The organism is Emticicia sp. GW821-FHT11C11, from assembly GCF_058808615.1.
This window is the reverse complement of record NZ_JBXARV010000001.1, coordinates 1-21,271: the sequence shown is the minus strand read 5'-3', so window position 1 is coordinate 21,271 and position 21,271 is coordinate 1. Positions and strand designations below refer to the sequence as shown.

22 protein-coding genes are annotated in these 21,271 nt (G+C 42.4%); 12 read left to right on the top strand and 10 right to left on the bottom strand.

Annotated features, from left to right (window positions below):
- Positions 1–118: 118 nt before the first annotated feature.
- Positions 119–1,303, bottom strand: a complete 1,185-nt coding sequence (locus tag AC1RRY_RS00110; protein WP_492819210.1) for a serine hydrolase domain-containing protein — start codon at positions 1,301–1,303, stop codon at positions 119–121.
- A gap of 109 nt (positions 1,304–1,412) precedes the next feature.
- Here AC1RRY_RS00110 and gldB point away from each other — a divergent pair, with 109 nt between their 5' ends.
- The 4 genes from gldB to AC1RRY_RS00090 all read left to right on the top strand — a co-directional run bounded on the left by gldB (position 1,413) and on the right by AC1RRY_RS00090 (position 5,857).
- Positions 1,413–2,417 (top strand): gliding motility lipoprotein GldB, encoded by a 1,005-nt coding sequence (gene gldB, locus AC1RRY_RS00105; protein WP_492819212.1) that lies wholly within the window; start codon positions 1,413–1,415, stop codon positions 2,415–2,417.
- A gap of 61 nt (positions 2,418–2,478) precedes the next feature.
- A complete protein-coding gene (locus AC1RRY_RS00100; RefSeq protein WP_492819214.1) occupies positions 2,479–4,380 on the top strand; it encodes an ABC transporter ATP-binding protein in 1,902 nt (633 codons plus the stop codon).
- A gap of 77 nt (positions 4,381–4,457) precedes the next feature.
- Positions 4,458–4,877 (top strand): Fur family transcriptional regulator, encoded by a 420-nt coding sequence (locus tag AC1RRY_RS00095; protein WP_492819216.1) that lies wholly within the window; start codon positions 4,458–4,460, stop codon positions 4,875–4,877.
- Between the two features lie 59 nt (positions 4,878–4,936).
- Positions 4,937–5,857, top strand: a complete 921-nt coding sequence (locus AC1RRY_RS00090) for an EamA family transporter (RefSeq protein WP_492819218.1) — start codon at positions 4,937–4,939, stop codon at positions 5,855–5,857.
- A gap of 18 nt (positions 5,858–5,875) precedes the next feature.
- Here AC1RRY_RS00090 and AC1RRY_RS00085 read toward each other — a convergent pair whose 3' ends face one another.
- From AC1RRY_RS00085 to AC1RRY_RS00075, 3 genes are all read right to left on the bottom strand, one after another.
- Entirely contained in the window at positions 5,876–6,652 is a 777-nt protein-coding gene (locus tag AC1RRY_RS00085) for an RluA family pseudouridine synthase (RefSeq protein WP_492819220.1), read from the bottom strand.
- A gap of 102 nt (positions 6,653–6,754) precedes the next feature.
- Complete coding sequence (locus AC1RRY_RS00080; protein WP_492819222.1) at positions 6,755–7,789, bottom strand: sensor histidine kinase; 1,035 nt, start codon at positions 7,787–7,789, stop codon at positions 6,755–6,757.
- A 92-nt stretch (positions 7,790–7,881) separates the two neighbouring features.
- Positions 7,882–8,568, bottom strand: coding sequence for a response regulator transcription factor (locus tag AC1RRY_RS00075; protein ID WP_492819224.1), 687 nt, complete (start codon positions 8,566–8,568; stop codon positions 7,882–7,884).
- Positions 8,569–9,053: 485 nt separating this feature from the next.
- Here AC1RRY_RS00075 and rplK point away from each other — a divergent pair, with 485 nt between their 5' ends.
- The 8 genes from rplK (at position 9,054) to AC1RRY_RS00035 (ending at position 15,599) form a co-directional block, all read left to right on the top strand.
- The gene (gene rplK / locus AC1RRY_RS00070; protein WP_492819226.1) at positions 9,054–9,491 is read left to right on the top strand and encodes a 50S ribosomal protein L11; all 438 of its coding nucleotides are present in this window, start codon (positions 9,054–9,056) and stop codon (positions 9,489–9,491) included.
- A gap of 80 nt (positions 9,492–9,571) precedes the next feature.
- Positions 9,572–10,270 carry a 50S ribosomal protein L1 gene (gene rplA, locus AC1RRY_RS00065; RefSeq protein ID WP_492819228.1) on the top strand — a complete coding sequence of 233 codons (699 nt, stop codon included), beginning with the start codon at positions 9,572–9,574 and terminating at the stop codon, positions 10,268–10,270.
- Positions 10,271–10,272: 2 nt separating this feature from the next.
- Positions 10,273–10,806 (top strand): 50S ribosomal protein L10, encoded by a 534-nt coding sequence (rplJ, locus tag AC1RRY_RS00060; protein WP_492819230.1) that lies wholly within the window; start codon positions 10,273–10,275, stop codon positions 10,804–10,806.
- 107 nt (positions 10,807–10,913) lie between these two features.
- Positions 10,914–11,297 (top strand): 50S ribosomal protein L7/L12, encoded by a 384-nt coding sequence (gene rplL, locus AC1RRY_RS00055; protein WP_492819232.1) that lies wholly within the window; start codon positions 10,914–10,916, stop codon positions 11,295–11,297.
- 208 nt (positions 11,298–11,505) lie between these two features.
- Positions 11,506–12,951, top strand: coding sequence for a Gfo/Idh/MocA family protein (locus tag AC1RRY_RS00050; RefSeq protein ID WP_492819234.1), 1,446 nt, complete (start codon positions 11,506–11,508; stop codon positions 12,949–12,951).
- A gap of 91 nt (positions 12,952–13,042) precedes the next feature.
- Positions 13,043–13,912 carry an alpha/beta fold hydrolase gene (locus tag AC1RRY_RS00045; protein WP_492819236.1) on the top strand — a complete coding sequence of 290 codons (870 nt, stop codon included), beginning with the start codon at positions 13,043–13,045 and terminating at the stop codon, positions 13,910–13,912.
- A gap of 105 nt (positions 13,913–14,017) precedes the next feature.
- Positions 14,018–14,713 carry a ferredoxin reductase domain-containing protein gene (locus AC1RRY_RS00040; protein ID WP_492819238.1) on the top strand — a complete coding sequence of 232 codons (696 nt, stop codon included), beginning with the start codon at positions 14,018–14,020 and terminating at the stop codon, positions 14,711–14,713.
- A 10-nt stretch (positions 14,714–14,723) separates the two neighbouring features.
- The gene (locus AC1RRY_RS00035) at positions 14,724–15,599 is read left to right on the top strand and encodes an AraC family transcriptional regulator (protein WP_492819240.1); all 876 of its coding nucleotides are present in this window, start codon (positions 14,724–14,726) and stop codon (positions 15,597–15,599) included.
- Between the two features lie 25 nt (positions 15,600–15,624).
- Here AC1RRY_RS00035 and AC1RRY_RS00030 read toward each other — a convergent pair whose 3' ends face one another.
- From AC1RRY_RS00030 to AC1RRY_RS00005, 6 genes are all read right to left on the bottom strand, one after another.
- A complete protein-coding gene (locus AC1RRY_RS00030) occupies positions 15,625–17,268 on the bottom strand; it encodes a DUF8832 domain-containing protein (RefSeq protein WP_492819241.1) in 1,644 nt (547 codons plus the stop codon).
- Positions 17,269–17,295: 27 nt separating this feature from the next.
- Positions 17,296–18,522: a hypothetical protein gene (locus AC1RRY_RS00025; RefSeq protein WP_492819243.1), complete on the bottom strand. Its 1,227-nt coding sequence runs from the start codon at positions 18,520–18,522 to the stop codon at positions 17,296–17,298.
- A gap of 164 nt (positions 18,523–18,686) precedes the next feature.
- Positions 18,687–19,301 (bottom strand): HPP family protein, encoded by a 615-nt coding sequence (locus AC1RRY_RS00020; RefSeq protein ID WP_492819245.1) that lies wholly within the window; start codon positions 19,299–19,301, stop codon positions 18,687–18,689.
- A gap of 66 nt (positions 19,302–19,367) precedes the next feature.
- The gene (locus AC1RRY_RS00015) at positions 19,368–19,883 is read right to left on the bottom strand and encodes a dihydrofolate reductase family protein (protein WP_492819247.1); all 516 of its coding nucleotides are present in this window, start codon (positions 19,881–19,883) and stop codon (positions 19,368–19,370) included.
- A 71-nt stretch (positions 19,884–19,954) separates the two neighbouring features.
- Complete coding sequence (locus AC1RRY_RS00010) at positions 19,955–20,749, bottom strand: helix-turn-helix domain-containing protein (protein WP_492856540.1); 795 nt, start codon at positions 20,747–20,749, stop codon at positions 19,955–19,957.
- Positions 20,750–20,845: 96 nt separating this feature from the next.
- The gene (locus tag AC1RRY_RS00005; RefSeq protein WP_492819294.1) at positions 20,846–21,202 is read right to left on the bottom strand and encodes a T9SS type B sorting domain-containing protein; all 357 of its coding nucleotides are present in this window, start codon (positions 21,200–21,202) and stop codon (positions 20,846–20,848) included.
- Positions 21,203–21,271: the final 69 nt, after the last annotated feature.

Below are 21,271 nucleotides of genomic sequence, written 5' to 3'. Positions count from 1 at the left end.
CAATGCAAAAACCCTTACTGGGGGCTGTTCAATCCGTTTTTCATATTATAATCAAAGAAATGTGCCCTTCTAAAATCTTTATTTTCAAGCGCTTGAACAATACAAAATAGCCGTAAACTTACCATCCATATATCAATGCCACGCTATTGATAACCTCTTGTAGAATTTCTCCATTATCAGAATTAACCATTACTACTACTCCGTTGCCTCCTTCCAGGCTTCCATAATACTGGCACCTGAAACCCTCATTGGCACCACCATGCCCAAAGTAACTACCGGTGTTGTCGGTTCTTATAAAGACACCTAGAGCCGCACTCTTGTCCAGATAGGGCTTGAGCCTCAGCTGTGTCATTTCTTTAGAAAGCACTTTATTAGATTTACCCAACAGGACAAGCTGTGTTTCAATAATATAATGCGCCAGATCAGTTGGGTTGGTCCACAAGCCGGCGGCAGCCTGCTCGGGGTATACATGGTATTTACCTTCAATCTCTTTCTGATTGGCCCGGTATCCGGTAGCTAATTCCTGTGGCTTCTTATTCAATGGTGGCTGTTCGTAGGTGCTGTTTTTCATGCCCAGGGGTTTCAGAACGTTGTTCCACATGTATTGTGCGTAAGGTACTTTGGTAATATCCATCACTATTAATTGTGAAATAGTTGTACCTCCACCTGAATATTGCGTTTTAAGGCCGGGTTCAAACTGTGACCGGACTGCCCGGGTATTGGCCGGTTGCTTGCCATCCAGTATATCAGTAATTGTTGGAAGCGGCTTGCCCCTTTCATAACCGGGGAATCCGTGGATGGTTAATCCGGCCGAATGGCTCAGCAGTTGTTCTATATTTATTTTCTTGTCTTTCGATGCGGCATCGTACGGGAACTTCCAAGTGGTGAGATAATTATTGATGTCAGCGTTGATATCCAGTTTTTTATCCTGTACCAGTTTCAGGACTCCTACCGCATTTAAAGATTTACTGATTGACGCCGCCTGAAAAAGCGTCTGCTCGGTTACAGGTCGCTTTGTTTCAAAATCTGCCCATCCATAAGCCTTCACCCATTCTATTTTATAATCTTTAATAACGGCAATACTAAGCCCGAATACACCCTGTTGACTCATGCGCTCTTTGATCGCCCATTTCTGCTTGTTTTCGCCGGGCTTATCGCCAGGCTTAATGCTAAACAGGTTTTGTTCTACCTGTTTTATTTTCTCTTGTATCTCGTTGCTGTAGGTAGGCTGCTGTGCATGTACATCAGAAATTATCATACAGGCAACCATGGCGGATAGAACACCGAAGATGTGCTTTTTCATAATATAGGGGTAAATAGATTAAAAACTACTTATAATTACGAATCTACATGATTAGAGCCAAATAATTGCGTAATTTTGTGCGTTTTTCGAAAAACTACTCATTTATCGTATGAAATATCGTATTACCGGATTTTTCTTTCTGATTGCTTCCGTTTTTTATGCATGCCAGAATTCAGAATCTACCACTGAGGTATCAGGGGCTGATGTTTCGGGTATAAAAGTAAGTGTCAACATCGAAAGACTGGAAGAAGAACTGATGAACCTGAAAAACAAGGAAGAAACCAAAGCTTTTCTGGAAAACCACCCCGCATTTGTTGAAGCATTCTACCAGACTCCCGCCAATGACCCTGTGCTGATTGACAGGCTTGACATGCTGATTCATCACCCTGCTATTCATGAGTTGTATCAACAAACACAGCAGACATTCGGGAATTTAGATACACTGAAACAACAATTTGAAATAGCATTTAAGCATATTAAGTATCATTATCCCGACTTTAAAGAGCCTAAAATCATTACTACTTTTGCCGGGCTTGATAACGAACTGGTTGTAACCGACAGCCTCGTTGTAATTCCTCTGGAATCATTCATAGGACCAAAAGCCAAATATCGCCCTCAGCATCCTAATTATATGCTGAAACGCTACGACAAACCCTACATCGTGCCTACTGTTATTACGCTTTTGTCAAGAAAATATAATCGTATTGACATAAACGACCGAACCTTACTGGCTGATATGCTATTTTATGGTAAGAGTTTCGAGTTTACCAGAGCGGTTATTCCGAACATTCCTGACTCTCTCGTAGTGGCTTATGCAGATTCTAATCTTGCGAAGGCCTGGCATAATCAGGAATATGTGTGGGCGCATTTTCTTGATAACAAGTTGTTGTTTGAAACCAACGACAAAATTAAAGATAAATATATTGGTGAAAGACCTTTTGTAACTGAAATAGGAACTGATTGTCCGGGTCGTATCGGTCAATGGCTGGGGTGGCGGCTGGTGAGTCGCTATCGAACCGAAAATCCCTCGGTTACGTTAGTACAACTAATGGAAAACACCAATGCTCGAGAGATTTTTGAGCAATCGAAGTATAAAGGGCAAACAGAAGACTAGTCTGCCGACGCATTACCTTTTTAATTTTAAAGTCCCTGGTGTTATCAGAGGATAAAGTATTATGGCAAAGAGAACGCAAAGTTTTGGAGATGAGGCTTCAGAAAAAGACAAGAAAAAATTAAGTAAAGACGGCTTTAAAAAGGCCTTGAGTGTTTTCAGATTTACATTGCCCTACAAATGGACATTTGTAATTGGTTTTATTTTTCTGATACTTTCGCAGCTCACTTCCATGAGTATCCCGCTTCTGATGGGGCAGATGGTCGGAGCGATTGTGTCACCCGATAAAACCACTTCATTATCTGCTGCGAACCCTGCCGGAAATACCACCGCATTGGGCGATAAACTACAGAACGTATTTCATTCTGCACCTGATTTTACTTTAAACGAAGTCACTTTCCTGTTCATTGTTTTATTGATTCTACAGGCAGCTTTTTCTTTTCTGAGAGTTTATACTTTTACGAGGGTGTCAGAACAATCCATGCGTGACCTCCGGAAAGAACTTTATGCGAAGATCATCACATTACCTATTACCTTTTTTGAGAAAAAACGAGTAGGCGAACTGATGAGCCGTATTACGTCAGACGTATCTCAATTACAGGATGTGCTGTCTACGACACTGGCCGAATTATTCAGACAAATATTTACGCTGGTCGGAGGAGTGCTGTTAATCACTCTTATATCGGGTAAGTTGACTCTCTTCATGTTGTCCACGTTTCCATTTCTTGTGGTGGCAGCCATTATTTTTGGCCGATTCATTAGAAAAAACGCTAAAAAGGTACAGGACGAACTGGCTAAGACAAATATTATAGTAGAAGAGACCCTCCAGTCGGTTAATGTGGTGAAAGCTTTTACCAACGAACGCCTGGAAGTGGGTCGTTATACTACTTCCATACAGAAGGTAGTAGACTACGCTCTGAAAGCGGCTACTTTCAGAGGCGGTTTTATTTCTTTTATCATTTTCGTGCTCTTTGGTGGGGTGGTAGGAGTAGTATGGTACGGTGGCAACCTGGTGCTGAATGGAGAACTTGATTTCAAAGACCTTTTTACATTTATTATTTACACGGGTTTCATTGGTGGTTCGGTCGGTGGCCTGGGTGATATGTATGCCCAGATTCAGAAAACCATCGGGGCATCTGAAAGGGTATTGGAGATTTTAGGAGAGAAATCGGAAGTAGATGTTTCCCATAACGTTGAATTTAAGAAAACTGCTGGAAATGTGTCTTTTCAGCATGTGGGTTTTGAGTATCCGTCAAGAGCTGATGCAAGAGTGCTGAAAGATGTGTCGATACATGTGAAAGCCGGAGAAAAAATTGCTTTGGTTGGACAAAGCGGAGCTGGCAAGTCGACACTGGTACAATTGCTCATGAAGTTGTATCCGCTTACAAAAGGTAAGATATTGATTGATGACATAGATATTTCAACGCAGGATGTAACCGAGTTACGAAGCAATATTGCTATCGTGCCTCAGGAGGTTATGCTTTTTGGCGGGTCTATCCATGAAAACATAGCCTATGGAAAACCCGGAGCCACAGAAGCTGAAGTTTACGAAGCAGCCAGAAAAGCCAATGCCTTTGATTTCATTACTTCGTTTCCTGATAAATTCGAGACCATTGTTGGTGAAAGAGGCTTAAAATTATCGGGTGGACAAAGGCAGCGTGTGGCCATTGCAAGGGCTATTCTGAAAGACCCTTCGATTCTGATTCTTGACGAAGCCACCAGTGCCCTGGATTCTGAATCTGAAAAACTGGTACAGGATGCGCTCGACGAGCTGATGAAAAACCGTACGACCATTATTATTGCGCACCGATTGGCAACTATCCGCAATGTAGATACTATCTATGTACTGAAAGACGGGGAGATTGCGGAATCGGGCTCACATGATGAATTGATTTTAAAAGAAGAAGGAATTTACGCAAATCTGGTTAAATTACAGTTTGATAATGTAAATTTGCTGGTAGAATAGCCCTTGTAGTTAATATGTTCAAAAGTGCTGAAAGCTACAAGTCAAAGCGACTTTCATCAATTTATTATTTGTAAATTATGAATCTCTCAAAAAATACACTGAAAGAATACGACTTGCGCCATACGGGCTGTCGTGAAGATATACTGGCGTCTTTTCAGACTTACAGCCATGCGCTTTCGCATGGGGATCTGGAAAACCTCTTCGGGGAACGCTTCGACAGGGTAACGATTTACAGAACCCTGAAAACCTTTGTTGAAAAAGGCATTATTCATAAAGTGCTGGACGACGAAGGTGGTACCAAATATGCCCTTTGCCGTGCCACGGAATGCACGCACGACGAGCATCATCATGACCATGTACACTTCAAGTGTTTATCTTGTGGTAATACAACCTGCATTGAAAGCGTACATATTCCGAAAATCAATTTGCCGGAAGGTTATAAGCTGACCGACATTAATATGCTTATGCAGGGTACCTGCCCTATGTGCCGCTTATAAAATTCTGTTTTTTTATAGCCTGTTATTAACGGGTATTTGCTTTCTACGATTATATATCCATGTCTTATAAAACCAAGCTTATCATAGCGCTCGGCCTCGTCTACGTGGTCTGGGGTTCTACTTTTTTAGGTATGAAATATGCCATTGAGGTGCTTCCACCCATGATGGTTTCCTGCTTACGATTTCTAACCGGAGGGGTTCTGCTATTTATATTTACGCTATGGAAAGGCTATGGCATACCCGATTTGAAACAGATACGCAACGCTGCTTTTGTAGGTATGATGCTGAGTGGCATTGGTAACTGTGCAGTGGCTTATGCGCTGCGTTTCATGCCGTCGGGCCTTGTTGCGCTTTTAGTTGCTACCTTGCCGGCCTGGATGATCATGCTCGACTACCTGCTTTTCAGCAAAACAAAACCTACACTTATAGGACTGATCGGACTTGTGATAGGCTTATTCGGAATGGCTTACCTGCTTGACCCGATGAATCCGGCTAATACAGCCAACCGGGAAGTGGCTGTTTTTCCTGCCTTACTGGTGTTTGCGGGTTCGGTGGCCTGGGCGTACGGTTCATTGAAATCCCCCTACATGTCTCTTCCGAAACCCATTCAGTCTACTGCCATACAGATGATAGCCGGCGGATGCTTTTCTTTTGTGATGAGTCTGGTATTTGAAGATAATCACCTGCAGGCTTTTCAAAGCATGACTCGGGAAACCTGGCTGGCACTGATTTACCTGATCGTAGTGGGCTCTTACATTGGTTACAGCGCTTATTTGTGGTTGATCAACAATGCTCCTCCACAAGTAACGGCCACCTATGCGTATGTGAACCCGGTAGTAGCTTTTTTTCTGGGATGGCTCTTTAAAGGTGAAGTACTCACTCCCCGTTCATTGATTGCCTCAGCTATTGTTTTGATTGGCGTGATATTAATGACCTTAGGCCGAAGAAAAAACACTGCTGTCAGCACTTCTATTGAGTAAGCCGGACACCAGATAAACTCAGGCGGTAAACTTGTCTAACTGTTTAACCAGTACGTCAAAATCTTTCGGGTAAGGCGCTTCAATCTTCAGTACTTCTCCGTTCAATAAACGGAAAGTAAGTGAGTGTGCATGCAGGGCTACGCGTTTCATCAACGGTAATTCTTCTGTACCTTTCTTTAAATTGAATTTCTTGCTTTTGAGTTGCGACAGGAAGATGTCGTCTCCGCCATAGGTAGGGTCACAAACAATCGGCGCTTTCAGGCACTGTAAGTGCACACGAATCTGGTGCATACGGCCTGTAACCGGAATACACTCTACCAGCGTATGATGGCGGTACGCTTTCATTGTGAAGAAGATGGTTTCTGCAATCTTGCCTTTCTCACGATCTATTCTAACTGCGGTACCATCCTTTAGCTGTGCAATGGGTAAAAAAACCGAAATGCTGTCGAAATCATGTACACCATTTACCACTGCATGGTAGCGCTTGGTTACCTCGCGGCTTTCAAACTGCATGGCCAGGTTTCTATACGCCGCCGGATTTTTGGCAATAGCCAGTACACCCGATGTCTCTTTATCTAAACGATGACACAGTTGGGCATCATCTGAATATGCCTTAGCTAAACGCAGAATACTTTGATGTTTGTCCTGAGTACGTTCATCAAGACTGGCCAGAAAGGGGGGTTTATTGATAACAATATAATCGTTGTTTTCGAAGATAATCAGGTCTTCAAAAACAACATTTTTGGGAGTAGTCTTTACCTTGGGGGGTTCCTGAAATTCAAACTCGTAATCCATACTGCAAGCGCGATAGTAAATTTTTATGCAAAGGTAAGTTTTTATTATGAAAACATGCCTAATATTTGCATGACGACGAATGAATCGTGTATGAGAGAGCGCTTAGCTTACAACAGGTAGCCTGAAAGAAAATCTGGTACCTTTATCTATTTTGCTGGTAACCGTTATTTTAGAATGGTGTGCATTTAAAATGTGCTTCACAATGGCAAGACCCAGACCGGTACCGCCGGTTTCGCGTGAACGGCTTTTGTCAATGCGGTAGAAACGCTCAAAAATACGAGACAGATGCTCAGGAGCAATACCGGGGCCATCGTCTTCAATAGAGACCTGAAAGTACTTTTTCTCTTCTTCTATTTCTACTATTATTTTCCCGTTTTCCTTACCATACTTAATGGCGTTGTCGACAAGATTGGTCAGCACCTGCGATATACGCTGTTTATCTGCTATCACCCACGCTGCTTGTAAATCTTTGGGTTTTACTTTCAAGGTTACTCCCCTTGTGCCGGCTTTAGACTCCAGTTGTTCAAATATTTCTTCGGTTATGTGCTTTAGTTCTATCTTTTCGAAGTGCATTTTTAAATCTCCCTTTTCAACCTGAGACAGTGTAACCAGATCTCTTACCAGGGCATCGAGTCCATCCAGACTTTTGGCGGCTTTATTCAGAAATCGGTCTAAAATAACCGGATCTTCTTTTGCCCCGTCAATAAGTGTATGTATAAACCCCTGTGCTGCAAAAATGGGAGTTTTGAGTTCATGCGACACATCGGCCACAAACTCACGCCGGAACTGCTCCATCTTTTTCAATTCGTCAATCTCCTGCTGCTTACGGCTCACGTAGGTCGAAATCTCAGAGTTGAGCATCTTGATGGGGTTCACACTTTTAATGAGCGACTTACGTGAAATATCAAAATCACGGATTTTCAGTTTCTGAATACTTTTGTATATCTGCTCTACCTCTCTGAACACCAGAATATCAATGGTATAAAAGACAAAAAAGAAAGAAGCAAAAAAAGAAGATACACCAACCACAAACAGCATGGCAGCGCTTACATTAGGTACAAAACTCAGAAATACTATAGAGACAGTCGTAATGAGTACGGCGAGAAAAAACGCAATAATTCGGGGGCTGAACGACATGCTTACTTGAGAGATTAAATACAAATAATTATCAGTGCATGAAACACTACGACAAAATTAACTGATAATTATTTCATAAACTTACAGATTTATTATTCATCTGTAAACATATACCCTACACCTTTTAGCGTTTTGATGTAGTTTTCACCAACTTTTTCTCTAACCTTACGTATGTGTACATCAATCGTACGCTCTACAACGAAGATATCAACCCCCCAGATTTTCTGAAGAATTTCATCACGGCTAAATACTTTGTTGGGATATTGAGCTAAGAAGAAAAGTAATTCAAATTCCTTTTTAGGGAGTACTATGGTGGTTCCGTCTGGTTTGGTAACGGTATAATTCTGGCGATTAATGTTTAACCCGGCTACCTCCAGCGAATCACTGGTATCGGTCTTTTGGGCTTCTCGGCGGAAGAACGCATTGATACGGCTCATGAGAGCCCGGGGCTTAATGGGCTTGTTGATGTAGTCGTCGGCACCTACTTCAAAGGCTGCAATTTCAGAATACTCTTCCGAACGGGCAGTCAGATACAGAATATAGGTATTTTTCATTTCAGGAGTACTTCGCAGGGTTCTGCCTACTTCTATGCCATCCAGATGCGGCATCATGATGTCAAGGATAACTAATTCAGGTAGAAACTCTCTTGCGACTTCGATTGCTTTTTTTCCATCGGGGGCAGTAGCGACCTTATACCCCTCTTTTTCAAGGTTGTAGCTTAACAACTCCACTATATCAGCTTCGTCGTCAACTACTAAAACACGGTGAGCAGAACTCATAAAGGCGTTTTTAATTAGTGCGGTGCAAATTTATGATTAAAAAATCGCTAGATATGTTAAGCCAATGTTAAATCTTATCAAATAGTACAGTAAGCCTTCTATTCATAGCATTTTTACACTAATATATGGTATACTCTTTTCTTCTTCCTGCCAGTGTAATGAATTTATTATCAGTTTCTTCCGGCTAAAGTTGCCGGATTTATCATTTGTAAGATTTTTAGAAAATACTTTGAGCTTTTTTTGCAAAACAAATCTAAAACTTCTACTTTTGCAGTCCGATTTTCTAGAGGTGTGTAAATACTTTTCGAAACGGCAGAAATCAGTCTTTATCTTGATGTCTCTTCCGGGAGATGTCGCTTCCCCTGGTAACAGGCGAAATTTCTGAACCAAATCAACGGAAATGATTGATAATGAGGCAGGAATGTGAGCCCTTCTTCAAGACTCAAACAAATCTTTTTGTAAAATTCCTTAAAATCTGAAAGACAATGGCGAAAGACATCGCAGGATATGTGAAACTTCAGGTAAAAGGCGGTCAGGCTAACCCTTCACCACCGATTGGTCCGGCGTTGGGTTCTAAAGGCTTGAACATCATGGAATTTTGTAAACAATTCAACGCCCGTACTCAAGATAAAATGGGTATGGTGTTGCCGGTGGTAATTACTTACTTTACCGACAAATCGTTTGAGTTTGCCATCAAAACTCCGCCCGCTGCTATCATGCTGTTAGAAGCAACGAAGCTAAAAACAGGTTCAGACCAACCCAACCGTAAAAAAGTGGGCTCGGTTACTTGGGATCAGGTAAAAACTATTGCCGAAACCAAAATGCCAGACCTGAATTGCTTTACTGTAGAATCAGCAATGAAGATGATTGCCGGTACTGCCCGCAACATGGGTATTACTATCACAGGCAACGCACCGTTTTAAAGACAACGAGTGATTTCTGATCATTCATTATTATTCATGGGAGTTATGCACGGCATAACGCTATAACCAAACAAAAAGCAATGGCAAAATTGACCAAAAAAAGAAAGGAAGCCATGTCGAAGTATGATGCTTCAAAGGCTTATTCTCTACAAGAGGCAGCTGATGTTCTGAAGCAAATTGCATACACTAAATTCGACTCTTCTGTAGATGTTCACGTTCGTTTAGGTGTTGACCCTCGTAAGGCTGACCAAATGGTACGTGGTGTGGTTGCATTACCACACGGAACCGGTAAAACTGTTCGTGTTTTAGTATTATGTACACCTGACAAAGAAGCTGATGCAAAAGCTGCAGGCGCTGACTATGTAGGCTTGGACGAATACATTCAGAAAATCGAACAAGGCTGGACAGACATCGACGTAATCATCACGATGCCAACTGTTATGGCTAAACTTGGTAAGTTAGGTAAGATTCTCGGACCCCGCGGATTAATGCCAAACCCTAAGTCTGGTACTGTAACGCTCGACGTAGCAACAGCTGTAAAAGAAGTGAAAGCAGGTAAAATTGACTTCAAAGTTGATAAAACCGGTATCATTCACGCTTCCATCGGTAAGGTTTCTTTCTCACCTGAGAAATTAGCAGAAAATGCTACAGAATTGATTCAAACTTTGTTGAAATTGAAACCATCTTCAGCTAAAGGTACTTATGTGAAAAGCATAGCACTTGCCAGCACAATGGGACCTGGTATTCTAATCGACAAAACAACCATTAATGGATTGTAATCATGACAAAAGAAGAAAAAGGAGCAATAATTGAAGAGCTTGCAGAGAAATTTGCAGCTACGCCCTATTTCTATATCACCGATGCAAGCGGATTGAACGTTGCTAAAACCAATGAATTACGTCGTTTGTGTTTCGAGCGTGGTATTGAGTATCGTGTAGTGAAAAATACATTGATCAGCAAAGCTCTGGAAAGATTGGATACCGATTATACGCCATTTGACGGAACTGTTCTTAAAGGTTTTTCAGGTGTGATGTTCCACGAAGAGTCGGGCAAAATAGCTGCTAAATTGATTAAGGATTTCCTTAAAGCGAATAAAGAAAGCATCAAATTAAAAGGTGCTTCGGTTGATTCAGCTTTGTTTATAGGTCACGACCAACTAGATACGTTGTTGAACCTGAAGTCGAAGCAGGAATTGATTGGCGAAGTTATCGGTTTGTTGCAGTCACCTGCCAAAAATGTTATCTCTGGCTTGCAAAGCGGTGGCAACAAATTGGCTGGCATTCTCAAGACTTTGTCGGAGAAAGAAGCAGCATAATCCGTTTACCTGGTTAAACATGGTAAACACCCAACAGTCATATCGACTGATTATTCATTAAAATTATTTATCAAAAACAAGTATTAACTTTTAAATTCTATACAAAAATGGCAGATTTGAAAGCATTTGCAGAACAATTAGTAAATTTGACTGTAAAAGAAGTAAACGAATTAGCACAAATATTGAAAGATGAGTATGGCATCGAGCCTGCAGCTGCTGCTCCTGTAGTAGTAGCCGGTGGTGCTGGTGGTGGCGAAGCTGCTGAAGCTCCGGTAGAAAAAACATCTTTCGACGTAATCTTGAAAGCTGCTGGTCCTAACAAACTTCAAGTTGTGAAATTAGTTAAAGACCTTACTGGCCTTGGCTTGAAAGAAGCTAAAGATTTAGTTGACTCTGCTCCGAAACCATTGAAAGAAGGTGTTGCTAAAGACGAAGCTGAAGGTTTGAAAAAATCTCTAGAAGAAGCTGGTGCAGAAGTAGAAGTAAAATAATTTACTTGCACAGTCATAAACAAAGCCCGGTAGGTATCTACCGGGCTTTTGTCGTATAAGGCATTCTTATCTTCTTGTTTATTTATTGCTGCGAACTGAAAGTTCGCGCCACATTACATTATTCTTCAATATAATTTTGTATTTTTCAGCAGAAATTTCCTCTATTCAAGCGTATAACAAGATAACATCTTTCAAACTCCTTTTACCTATGAAAAACTCTGAAAAAAAACTGAGCAACGCTACCAGACGCAGTTTTATTAAAAGTACAGCATTAGCATCGGCAGGCTTCATGATTGTGCCGCGCCATGTGCTGGGCAAAGGCTTTGTTGCCCCCAGCGATAAACTCAACATTGCCGCAGTAGGCTGCGGTGGCAAGGCCGATGTGAACATCAGATTCGCTTATAACAATGGCTCCGACAATATGGTGGCGCTCTGTGATGTTGACGACCGCATGTCTCAAAAATTCCGTGCACAATTCCCGAAAGCCCCCTACTATCGCGATTACCGCCAGATGCTTGAAAAAGAAGCCAAAAATATTGATGCGGTAATTGTAACCACCCCCGACCACATGCACTATCCCATAGCTATGACAGCCATGCAACTGGGCAAGCATGTATATGTAGAAAAACCACTGACACATGATATCTGGGAAGCCAGACAACTGACCGAAGCCGCTAAAAAATACAAACTGGTGACACAAATGGGCAACCAGGGCAGTAGTGGGAAAGGCACGCGTATTACCGAAACTATTATACAAAGCGGAATGATTGGTGAAGTACATAAGGTTGAGGTATGGACTAACCGCCCGGTATGGCCGCAGGGTGTACAATCGCCTAAAGATAAAGGTGAAAAACAGCCGGTGCCTGGCGAAGTAGACTGGAACCTGTGGCTGGGTACTGCCCCGATGCGTGATTACCACGAAGCCTACATGCCATTCCGCTGGCGTGGGTACTGGGACTTCGGTACCGGTGCTTTGGGAGACATGGGCTGCCATTTTATAGATGTGCCTTTCCGTGCGTTGAAACTGGGCTACCCGACTTCGGTGGAGTGTTCGGTAGGTCAGGTATATGCCGATTTCTTCAAAGAGGCTTTCTATGATGATGTTTGCCCACCTTCGGCAGCGATTCACCTGAAATTTCCGAATCCAACCGGAAAACTACATAAAGAGATTGGTCTTTCGTGGTATGATGGTGGCATCCGCCCTGAACTACCCGAAGGCTGCGATTACGACAAAGTATTTACGAGCATAGATGGCGGTATTCTGTTCATAGGAAGTAAAGGTATACTGGCAACTGAGTTGTTCGGTAATAATCCTAAGTTTTTCCCGGAGTCTAAATTCCTGAATGCAAAAATTCCGGCTCCGAAACGTGCGTTGGTAGAAGGCGACACTGAAGGGCATCAGCAACAATGGGTGAAAGCCTGTAAAACAGGGTACGGCGCTTATACGAGCTCCGCTTTTGCCGAGTCAGGCCCGCTTACTGAAACTGTGCTGATGGGCAATCTGGCCGTACGTTCATTTTTACTCCGTGATTCGAACAACAAGTTTATAGGTCGCAAGAAATTACTTTGGGATGGCACAAACATGAAAATTACCAATTTCGATGAAGCCAATGCTTTTGTAAAAAGAGAGTATCGCGCAGGAGGCTGGATATAACTGAATAAATACATAAAGAGGGCATGTAACCATGCCCTCTTTTGTTATCTACGCCTATCTTTACATTCTATATCTTTTGAAACGATAAACCATGTATCTAAAAGCACTCATCTTTCTGTTAGTAATTTTGCAGTTGTCCTGCAATAACGCTACCCGTTCTGAAACAGACTCCAAACCCCTTGTTGAAAACGAGGGAGTTAAAATTGCTTACAACGACACACAGAAAGGAGACACTACATTGCTATTTGTACATGGCTGGGGTATAAACCGGAGTTACTGGGACAATCAGCTGGCTGCCTTTGAAAAGCAATACAGGATTGTTACACTCGATTTGCCCGGTTTTGGTGAATCAGGCAGAAACCGCCAGAACTGGACAGTAGAAAACTACGCCAAAGATATTTCGGCTGTTATCAATACCTTACAGTTGAAGCAGGTGATTCTGATTGGGCATTCTATGAGCGGTGCAATTGTTCTGGAGACTGCGCTCACTAATCCAAACACCGTGATTGGCATTGTAGGTATTGATAATTTTAATGCCTATGGTTGGACTGAAACGCCTGAATCTAAAAAGGAAACGGACGAGTTTTTCAGAATGGCAAGAGCCCATTACAAAGAAGTGGTATCGGGTTTTGTTAACCAGACATTGTTTGCGCCCTCTACTGACAGCCTGATTAGAAAAAGGGTATCAGGTGATATTATTCAGTCAGATTCCGTCATAGCTATAAATAGCCTTGAAAAAAATATGCATTATCCGGTTGATGCCCAATTGAAAAAATGGCCTAAGACTCTATATCTGATTAATAGCTCTATGAATTCTACTGATACGCTGTCGTTCAGGAAAGGTGGTATTGACGTACACTTATTTGATGTAGGCAAAACAGGGCATTACCCCATGATTGAAAGCCCCGATCAGTTTAATACCCTTTTAGCACAGGCTATTGAAAGAATCAAAAAACAATAGGATCGAAGCTCCTTAAAATATATGGCATTTGTCCACCTATCTAAGCTGTTTGTCGGACAAAAGCCATTTCCAGCTGCAGTACCTTTGCCTAATAAATGAAATAAAATGGCAAATATTCTGGTAAAAGCAGTATCAAATCTGATGGATCAACTGTTGAGTCCGTCACCGGTGGTAGCAGTTAGGGCATGGAATCCGGCAACAATCTATGAAATAGACATACACCTCCCTACAACTGACTTCAATAAATGGAATACTATCAAACGGGTAAAGTGTAAAGTAGATAACCTTCAGTACAGAGATTATACACCTGCGCTGTGGAACGCTGAGACGAAAGTATGTACACTATATGTAGAAGCCGGTCATAACGGTGCCGGGAGCCGCTGGGCTCAAAGCCTGCAAGTAGGCGACGATGTTTTATTGGGCGTTGCCCATGCAGCACAGTTACCAGTATCTGAAGGGAAAATTCTGTGTTTGGCAGACGGCAGTGCATTAGGTCATTGTTTAGGTCTGAAACAATTAACCGACCGAGAAGATTATCCGATAGATGCAGCGGTAGTCTTACATGACAATTACCAAATCCCTGCTTCTCTTTCGGTCGATAACCCCGATTTTGAATTCATAGCTAATCCAGCCGGTGATATGATTGACGTACTGGAAAAATGGTATCTGTCAAAAGATTTAAGTAACTATACTTCTATTTATATTGCAGGGTATATACCAATGGTAACCGGACTGCGGAAAAAACTGAAAGCTATACCGGAAGTACGTGCTAAAATATATGCCTACGGATTTTGGTCATAAACAGAGAAGCATGCCGAAAGAGAACATACATATATTGCACTTACCTGAAAGGCATATAGGAGTAGAGGTTTTTCAGATGACGGAGATTCCTCCATGGGAACATCTGGAAGAAGAAATTGCCGTTCCGCATCGCCATGATCATTATACCTGCTTTTTTCTTGAAGAAGGGCAATTGAACTTTAATATCGACTTCCAGAATATAGACATTATTGCTCCCTCTCTTTTAGTTTCATCGCCCGGACAGGTTCATCAACCTGGCCTGGGGGATATTCAGGCAGGATGGCTTATTGCATTTGACCCCAAATTTATAGATGAAAATGCCCGCACCATTATCGAACAATCATTTACTAAAGTTGCCCTTCTGCAATTAGATGCTATTGAAAAAAAATGGTTTGCCAATATCTTCGAACTGCTCTTTTCATCTTTGAAAGAAAAGAAATCAACTACTTTTCATCACCAACTTATACAGACACTGTTGAACTCTTTCTTCTATAAAGTGGTCGATATTTTCCAGCTACAGGAAGATACCCGGATACAAGAGCACTCGTCCAGAAGTATTGAAATTGTAAAAACCTTTAACCAATTAGTAAAAAAACACTTTCTTACACTTAAAAGACCTGCCGACTTTGCCTCCAGAATGAACATCACTGTCAGTTACCTGAATGATACCGTAAAGGCAATAACCGGGTTTCCGTCAACTTATTTTATACAACAGGAAGTTATTCGTGAAGCGCAGCGCCTGCTGCTATATACCAGCAAAAGCATTAAAGAAATTGCCTTTCAATTAGGGTATGACGACTATAAGTACTTTATGCGGCTATTCAGTAAAACGATAGGCATGTCTCCATCCAATTTCCGGAACAGTCATCAATCTGCACAATCGTAACAGATAAAGATATGCCTATCTGATCTTATATCACTTTTGCATCAAAAGCACCTGTCAGAATCTTCCCGTTTCTTTTAACCTGCAACCAGATGCGGTAATTACCCGGAGTCGGAAATACGTAAGGGAAATGGACGCTCCCGCCATGATGGCCGTTTACTTCATGGGTCATTCCTCCCATTAGCAGCTTGTCTCTCTGGGCTTCAGGTAATGTCTGTAAGTTAAATAAAACGTTGTCGACACTATCTCTGAATTGCTTTGCACCAGCCAAACGGTAACCAGGATTAGTGCTTTCGCTCACGCGTTTTTCCATCACTTGCTGAGAGGTGGCCGAAAAAGTACCGTTAGGATGCAAGTGTATATACACTGAGCCGTCATCTTTTAACACCATTGCGTGACCCATCATACCGAGATAGGTTTGTAGCTCTGCCGATTTACCGTCCGGACTCATCACAGAAAACTTCAGTGTATTTAACTGCCCTGCCCTGAGTACCTGATTGGGTTTCTCTTCCCACACAATGCTTGACCCATCCTGTAAGGGTGTTTTCACTCCGGGCGAACCACATATACTGATACCGGCATCAGACCCGGCAGATGCTTTTACATTAATAGGATTGTTGACCACATAGGTATCATCAGAATCTCCGGTTTGTTTCTCAGAACTTTCCTGAGAAATTTTCAGTGCCGGAATATCCACTGTATCGGCAATGGTATATTGTAAACCATGAAAACGGAGGATATCGGCATAAACCAGGTATTTACCGGCCGGGAGATTAGGTAGTGGCGCCTCGAAAGTAAGCGTATCTTTTCTGCTCGGATGCAGGTGTGCAAAACCATCCAGCGTACCCTGCCTTACCAGAAAGAGGTGCATCAGTTTACCATGATCAGGAATCAGGAAGCTGGTCCAACGTCCCTGAACTGAGTTAGAGTCAATCTTGAAACTCAATACCCGTTGGGCATTTTCTATTTTTATGCCTGATGTAGCCGTATAAGGCTTATACATGTAGTTTTCTCTGTATTCTTTTGATATTGATGTCCACCATGTATTGCCCACAAACAGCAGAAGTCCGCAAAAACTCAAACCGATGGTAGAACCCACCACCCTTCGGCGTCTCAAATTTTTCCCTACTTCTTCACCGGGTTTTACCAGACTATCACTGTTGCTGGCACCTACAATAGTAGTCATGATACCTATCAGAAGTACTGCCAACCCAGCTAAAATCCATCCTAATGACTCAGGCAAATCGCGCTTGGCCGTGGCCAATGCGGCAATAGGTATTAATGCCTCACCTGTGCCCCGTTTGCCGGATATCCGTACTTTTACGCTGGCTGCTCCAATCTCCATCAGCCATATATTTCCTTCATATCTGCCGGTTTCACCAACTACAGGAAGCGCCTCATCTTCTTTGGGTGACCCCTCGTCGCCAGTCCAGTAATAAATCGGGCTCAATTTTACACTTTCAATATCTGTACCGTCTACCGACACCGATACTTTCGCCACTCCCGGAATTACATCCGGAGGTTCTACATATACCTGTATCTGGTAATTTCCGGCTTTGCCTTCCTGCACTACCCCAGCGCTTCCGATATGCGCATTTACCTGTGTTATGAAACAGATATTCGCCAGAATAAACGTTATTATCTTTGTTTTGAATGTCATTTGCTTTTTCATTAATAATGTCAATTAACCTTTATGCCATCAGCGTTGCACTTTTTGCATCCATTTACCCCATGATAACCCGATGCGGGTAGAAAGAAGACTGATTAATAGCGCGATGCCCAGGCCTTCGGCCCAGTTACCAAAACCCCGGGTAGTACTCCAGTCGGTAAATTTATAGCGGAACTCCCAATCAGGACTATTCTGAAATGACCAGGAACTACTACCCCAGAACCAGCTACGTGCCATAGGTGACTCAAGGATAAAATTGCCAAAAGGATAACTCACTGCCAATAAAATAAACAGATAAGCCACACCCAGCATTAGCGCAAGCCACCAGTCATTTAAAGATTGAAACTTCGCTCGCAACCAATCGATACCCAAAGCCGGAAAAACCAGTAATATCGGGAAACCGAGTGTCTGGTAAGTAGTGATTCTATTATGAACTGGCCCCAACAAGGGTTCGGCTGGTAGTAGGCGTAAAATGGCATTGACCGCCCAGAAAAATACCATAAAAGTAAGAGCAATGTAAGTGGCTCCCCATTTCATGCCCGACCCACGTGCCGTTGCCAACAAAAAGCAGGGGAATGCTACAGATGCAATCTGATAATACGAGACATTGTGCAATTGCCAACGGTCGAGAAATTCAGAGAGGGCAGTAAACAAAGTGGTAATCAGAAACCCTGCTGTAAAAACGAACATCCATTGCAAACGTTTATTACGTTGCCTGCTCTGGCGGGCTGACAAATACCCAAATGTTTCTTTCCTGTTTAAAAAGGCCAGTACAGAAACCATAGCCCCTACCTGCACGCTCATTAAGCCCAGTAAAAGAACTGTATGCGGGGGTGAGAAAATCTCAACGTCGAGCCCATAGGTATTGTGCCACCAATCATCAAAAGGGGCAGAAGTAATGGCCGCAATGCCTCCCCAGATACAGAAAAGCCCTCCTAATGAGCTATAAAAAATATGCCAGAAGTTAACCATTTTACCTTTTTCGAGGCTACTACCCCAAAAAGAGGTTTTCAATACCTGAAAGCCCGAAAAAATTCCGGCTGTAGCGGCACCAACATATATTACTACATGTGGAGCTGAGAAGAGCCCGTCGCGACCAATGCTCATGTGCCAGGCGATATCCCACAGAATACCCAGAATAACCAGTTTAGAGGCAATTACACTTACATAAACATATAGCGGGATACCCAATAGAATGGTTTGTATGGATGATGAAGCCCGTTTACCTCCGAGCGATTGATTAACAGTTGTTTCCATTCAATAAGGTGTGTTTTACTAATAGACAAGCACGATTGATATTTCCCCTAAGATAATTAAAAAAAAAGATTCAGGATTTTTATACAGCCAATAAAATAGGTGTCTGCCAAAAGCGGAAACCGTTTTGCAGATAATACCTGTCTGTTTTAAGGAAGGGCTACCGTTCAGACTATTTCTTTTACTTTTCTGTTAGCTTTGCGGAGAGTCCTGATAAGATATCGGGTGAAATACCGGTTTGTGGGGTATCTTCTATGCGAAGTGATATTGTTGAAAATAAGCGCTACTACCAGTAGTATCAATGCGCCTGAAAGCACAGGAGAAATGACATACAGAAAACCTAATGCCTTGATTTTCTCAGAGCCCGCTACGGCTATCAGTGCCGTTGCTCCGCCCGGAGGGTGTAGTGTTTTGGTAATCTGCATGACTACTATAGAAAGCGATACCGCGAGAGGAGCTGAAAGCCAGAGCACATCGGGAATAATACGATAGACTGAAACCCCGATAAAAGCCGAAATTACATGCCCACCGATAAGGTTGCGGGGCTGAGCCAAAGGACTCTGGATAGCGCCATAGATTAATACGCTCGATGCTCCGAAAGAGCCAATCAGAAATATATTTTCGAAATCGGTCAGAATTTTGCTCTGAAAGAACGCTATCAGGCCTATGCCGATAAATGCACCCAGAAACGACCAAAAATGCTCTCTGAAATCAACTAGAGTTTCTTTATATATGATGTACCGAGATACCCTGAGCCCTCGCTTGATTCTGTTTCTTATCATTGCACTGTTGTAAACCGGAACAAAGTTACAACATTTACTCTACCAACCCTATCAACTTATAGAATTTCAGGCTATGGTATATTTCAATGATACTAATCCGGTTTCATACGTTTTTGTTTCCGTTAATTGAAGGTGTACCCGGGCTTTAATACCCTGAAACAATGGCTTTCCTTCTCCTAACAAGATTGGATGAACTGACAACCACAATTCATCAACCAGACCCAGATTCATCAGAGAAGCGGTCAGGCTGCCGCCGCCGAAAAGCCAGATATCCTTTCCTTCTTCCTGCTTTATTTTATCTACTGTTGATTTAATGTCTCCCGAAACCAGAGTTGTACCTTCTTTTACTTCTTTTAGCGTATTGGAAAAGACATACTCTTTCATTTTCGGAAACCCGAAGTCATTGTTTTCAAGCCCGAATGACATTTCATAACTTTTTCTGCCGACGAACACGGCATCTATTCTTTGATAGAACTCGTTCAGTCCGTAATCCTGATCCGTAAAGCACCAGTCATATTCTCCATTGGGGCCTTCAATGAAACTATCCAGGCTAACAGCCAGACCTAAAATAACTTTTCTCATATCATTTGTTTTTTCTGCAAAACTAAGCGCCGGACAGATAAGGAAATTGTATAAAACGGACACTTGGACAATCAGCAGATAATATTGTTTTGATGCAAAACTGCTTTAGGGGTAAGCCCCGCAAAAGTTTTGTAGTCATGAATAAAATGTGCCTGGTCGTAGTATCCGCTTGCATAGGCGATATCCGTAAGGGTGCAGTCAGGATGCTTTTTCAGATTAGTCAGAGAATTGATAAAACGATTAATATTGATGTATTCTTTGGTAGAAAGCCCAAGACTGTGATTGAATTTACGACTCAGTTGTCTCTGGCTCAAACCCGCTTTATCGGCCAGCGTCTTTACGGTAAGATGAGCCCCTCCCCGACCGATTTGATGCATGCAGTATTGCAGCGTTGCATCATGCCTGGTACTATTCAGCTGATGAAGCAGATACTTTTGAATGATATCCACCTTTTGCTCATTCGTATGGGCATTGTCTACTTCTTCTTCTATTTCCCCTGCCAGCGAACCCCACAAATGATGCAGATCTGTCAGGCTATCTACTATCTCGGTCATGGGTAAATGAAAGAACAGACAGGCCGTAGACGGATAAAAGCAGATAGATATGAATCCGGTTTTGTTTTTCATCTGAACATCCATGAAATTGCTCATGCGCGACACAACAAAGCTCCGGCTGTTTTCAAATATTTTTTTGCCTGTAACAGTCGACAGGGTATCCGGATTATCGCTGAAATTGACAAACAATTCCACACAGGCATCGGGCAAAACCCTCAGTGGCGGGATGAGCGCAGTGCCTGAATCGCTTTCCATTGAGCATATTTCCTTTACATAAGGCCGGAGTTCTGGGCAAACGGGGTAAAGATGCATTTCCATAATAATACAGACAGACTATGAAACAAAAATACTAACATTTCTATGCTTTGAAATGTTAGTATTAATGAAAAATCTATACAATATAATTTATTATCTGATGAGTTCAATCCATCCCTTCATCGTAATAGGTGTCTCGTCTTTCTTATCCAACCGCATCAACGATACCCGGGCCAGATAATAATACGTCCCAGAGGGTAACTCAATCCCACTACTGCTCTTCCCATCCCAACTCAATACATTGCTCTGGCTGCTCTCATATATCTTTAAGCCATACCGGTTGTAGACTTCTATGTCTATCTGTTGTATGAACGCTGTACACGTCATCGGACTGAACGTGTCATTCTTCCCGTCTCCATTCGGCGTGAATACATTCGGTAGTTCTACCGTTGCACAGTTGTCCTTGCAGATCTTGTTGCTCGCTCCGCTCTCTATGTTCAGGCTGTTCACCGCTGTTATATAGTAACACCCTGCAAAGCCGTCTGCCAATGGCCGTGTGTGGGTATAGCTCGTCTCTGG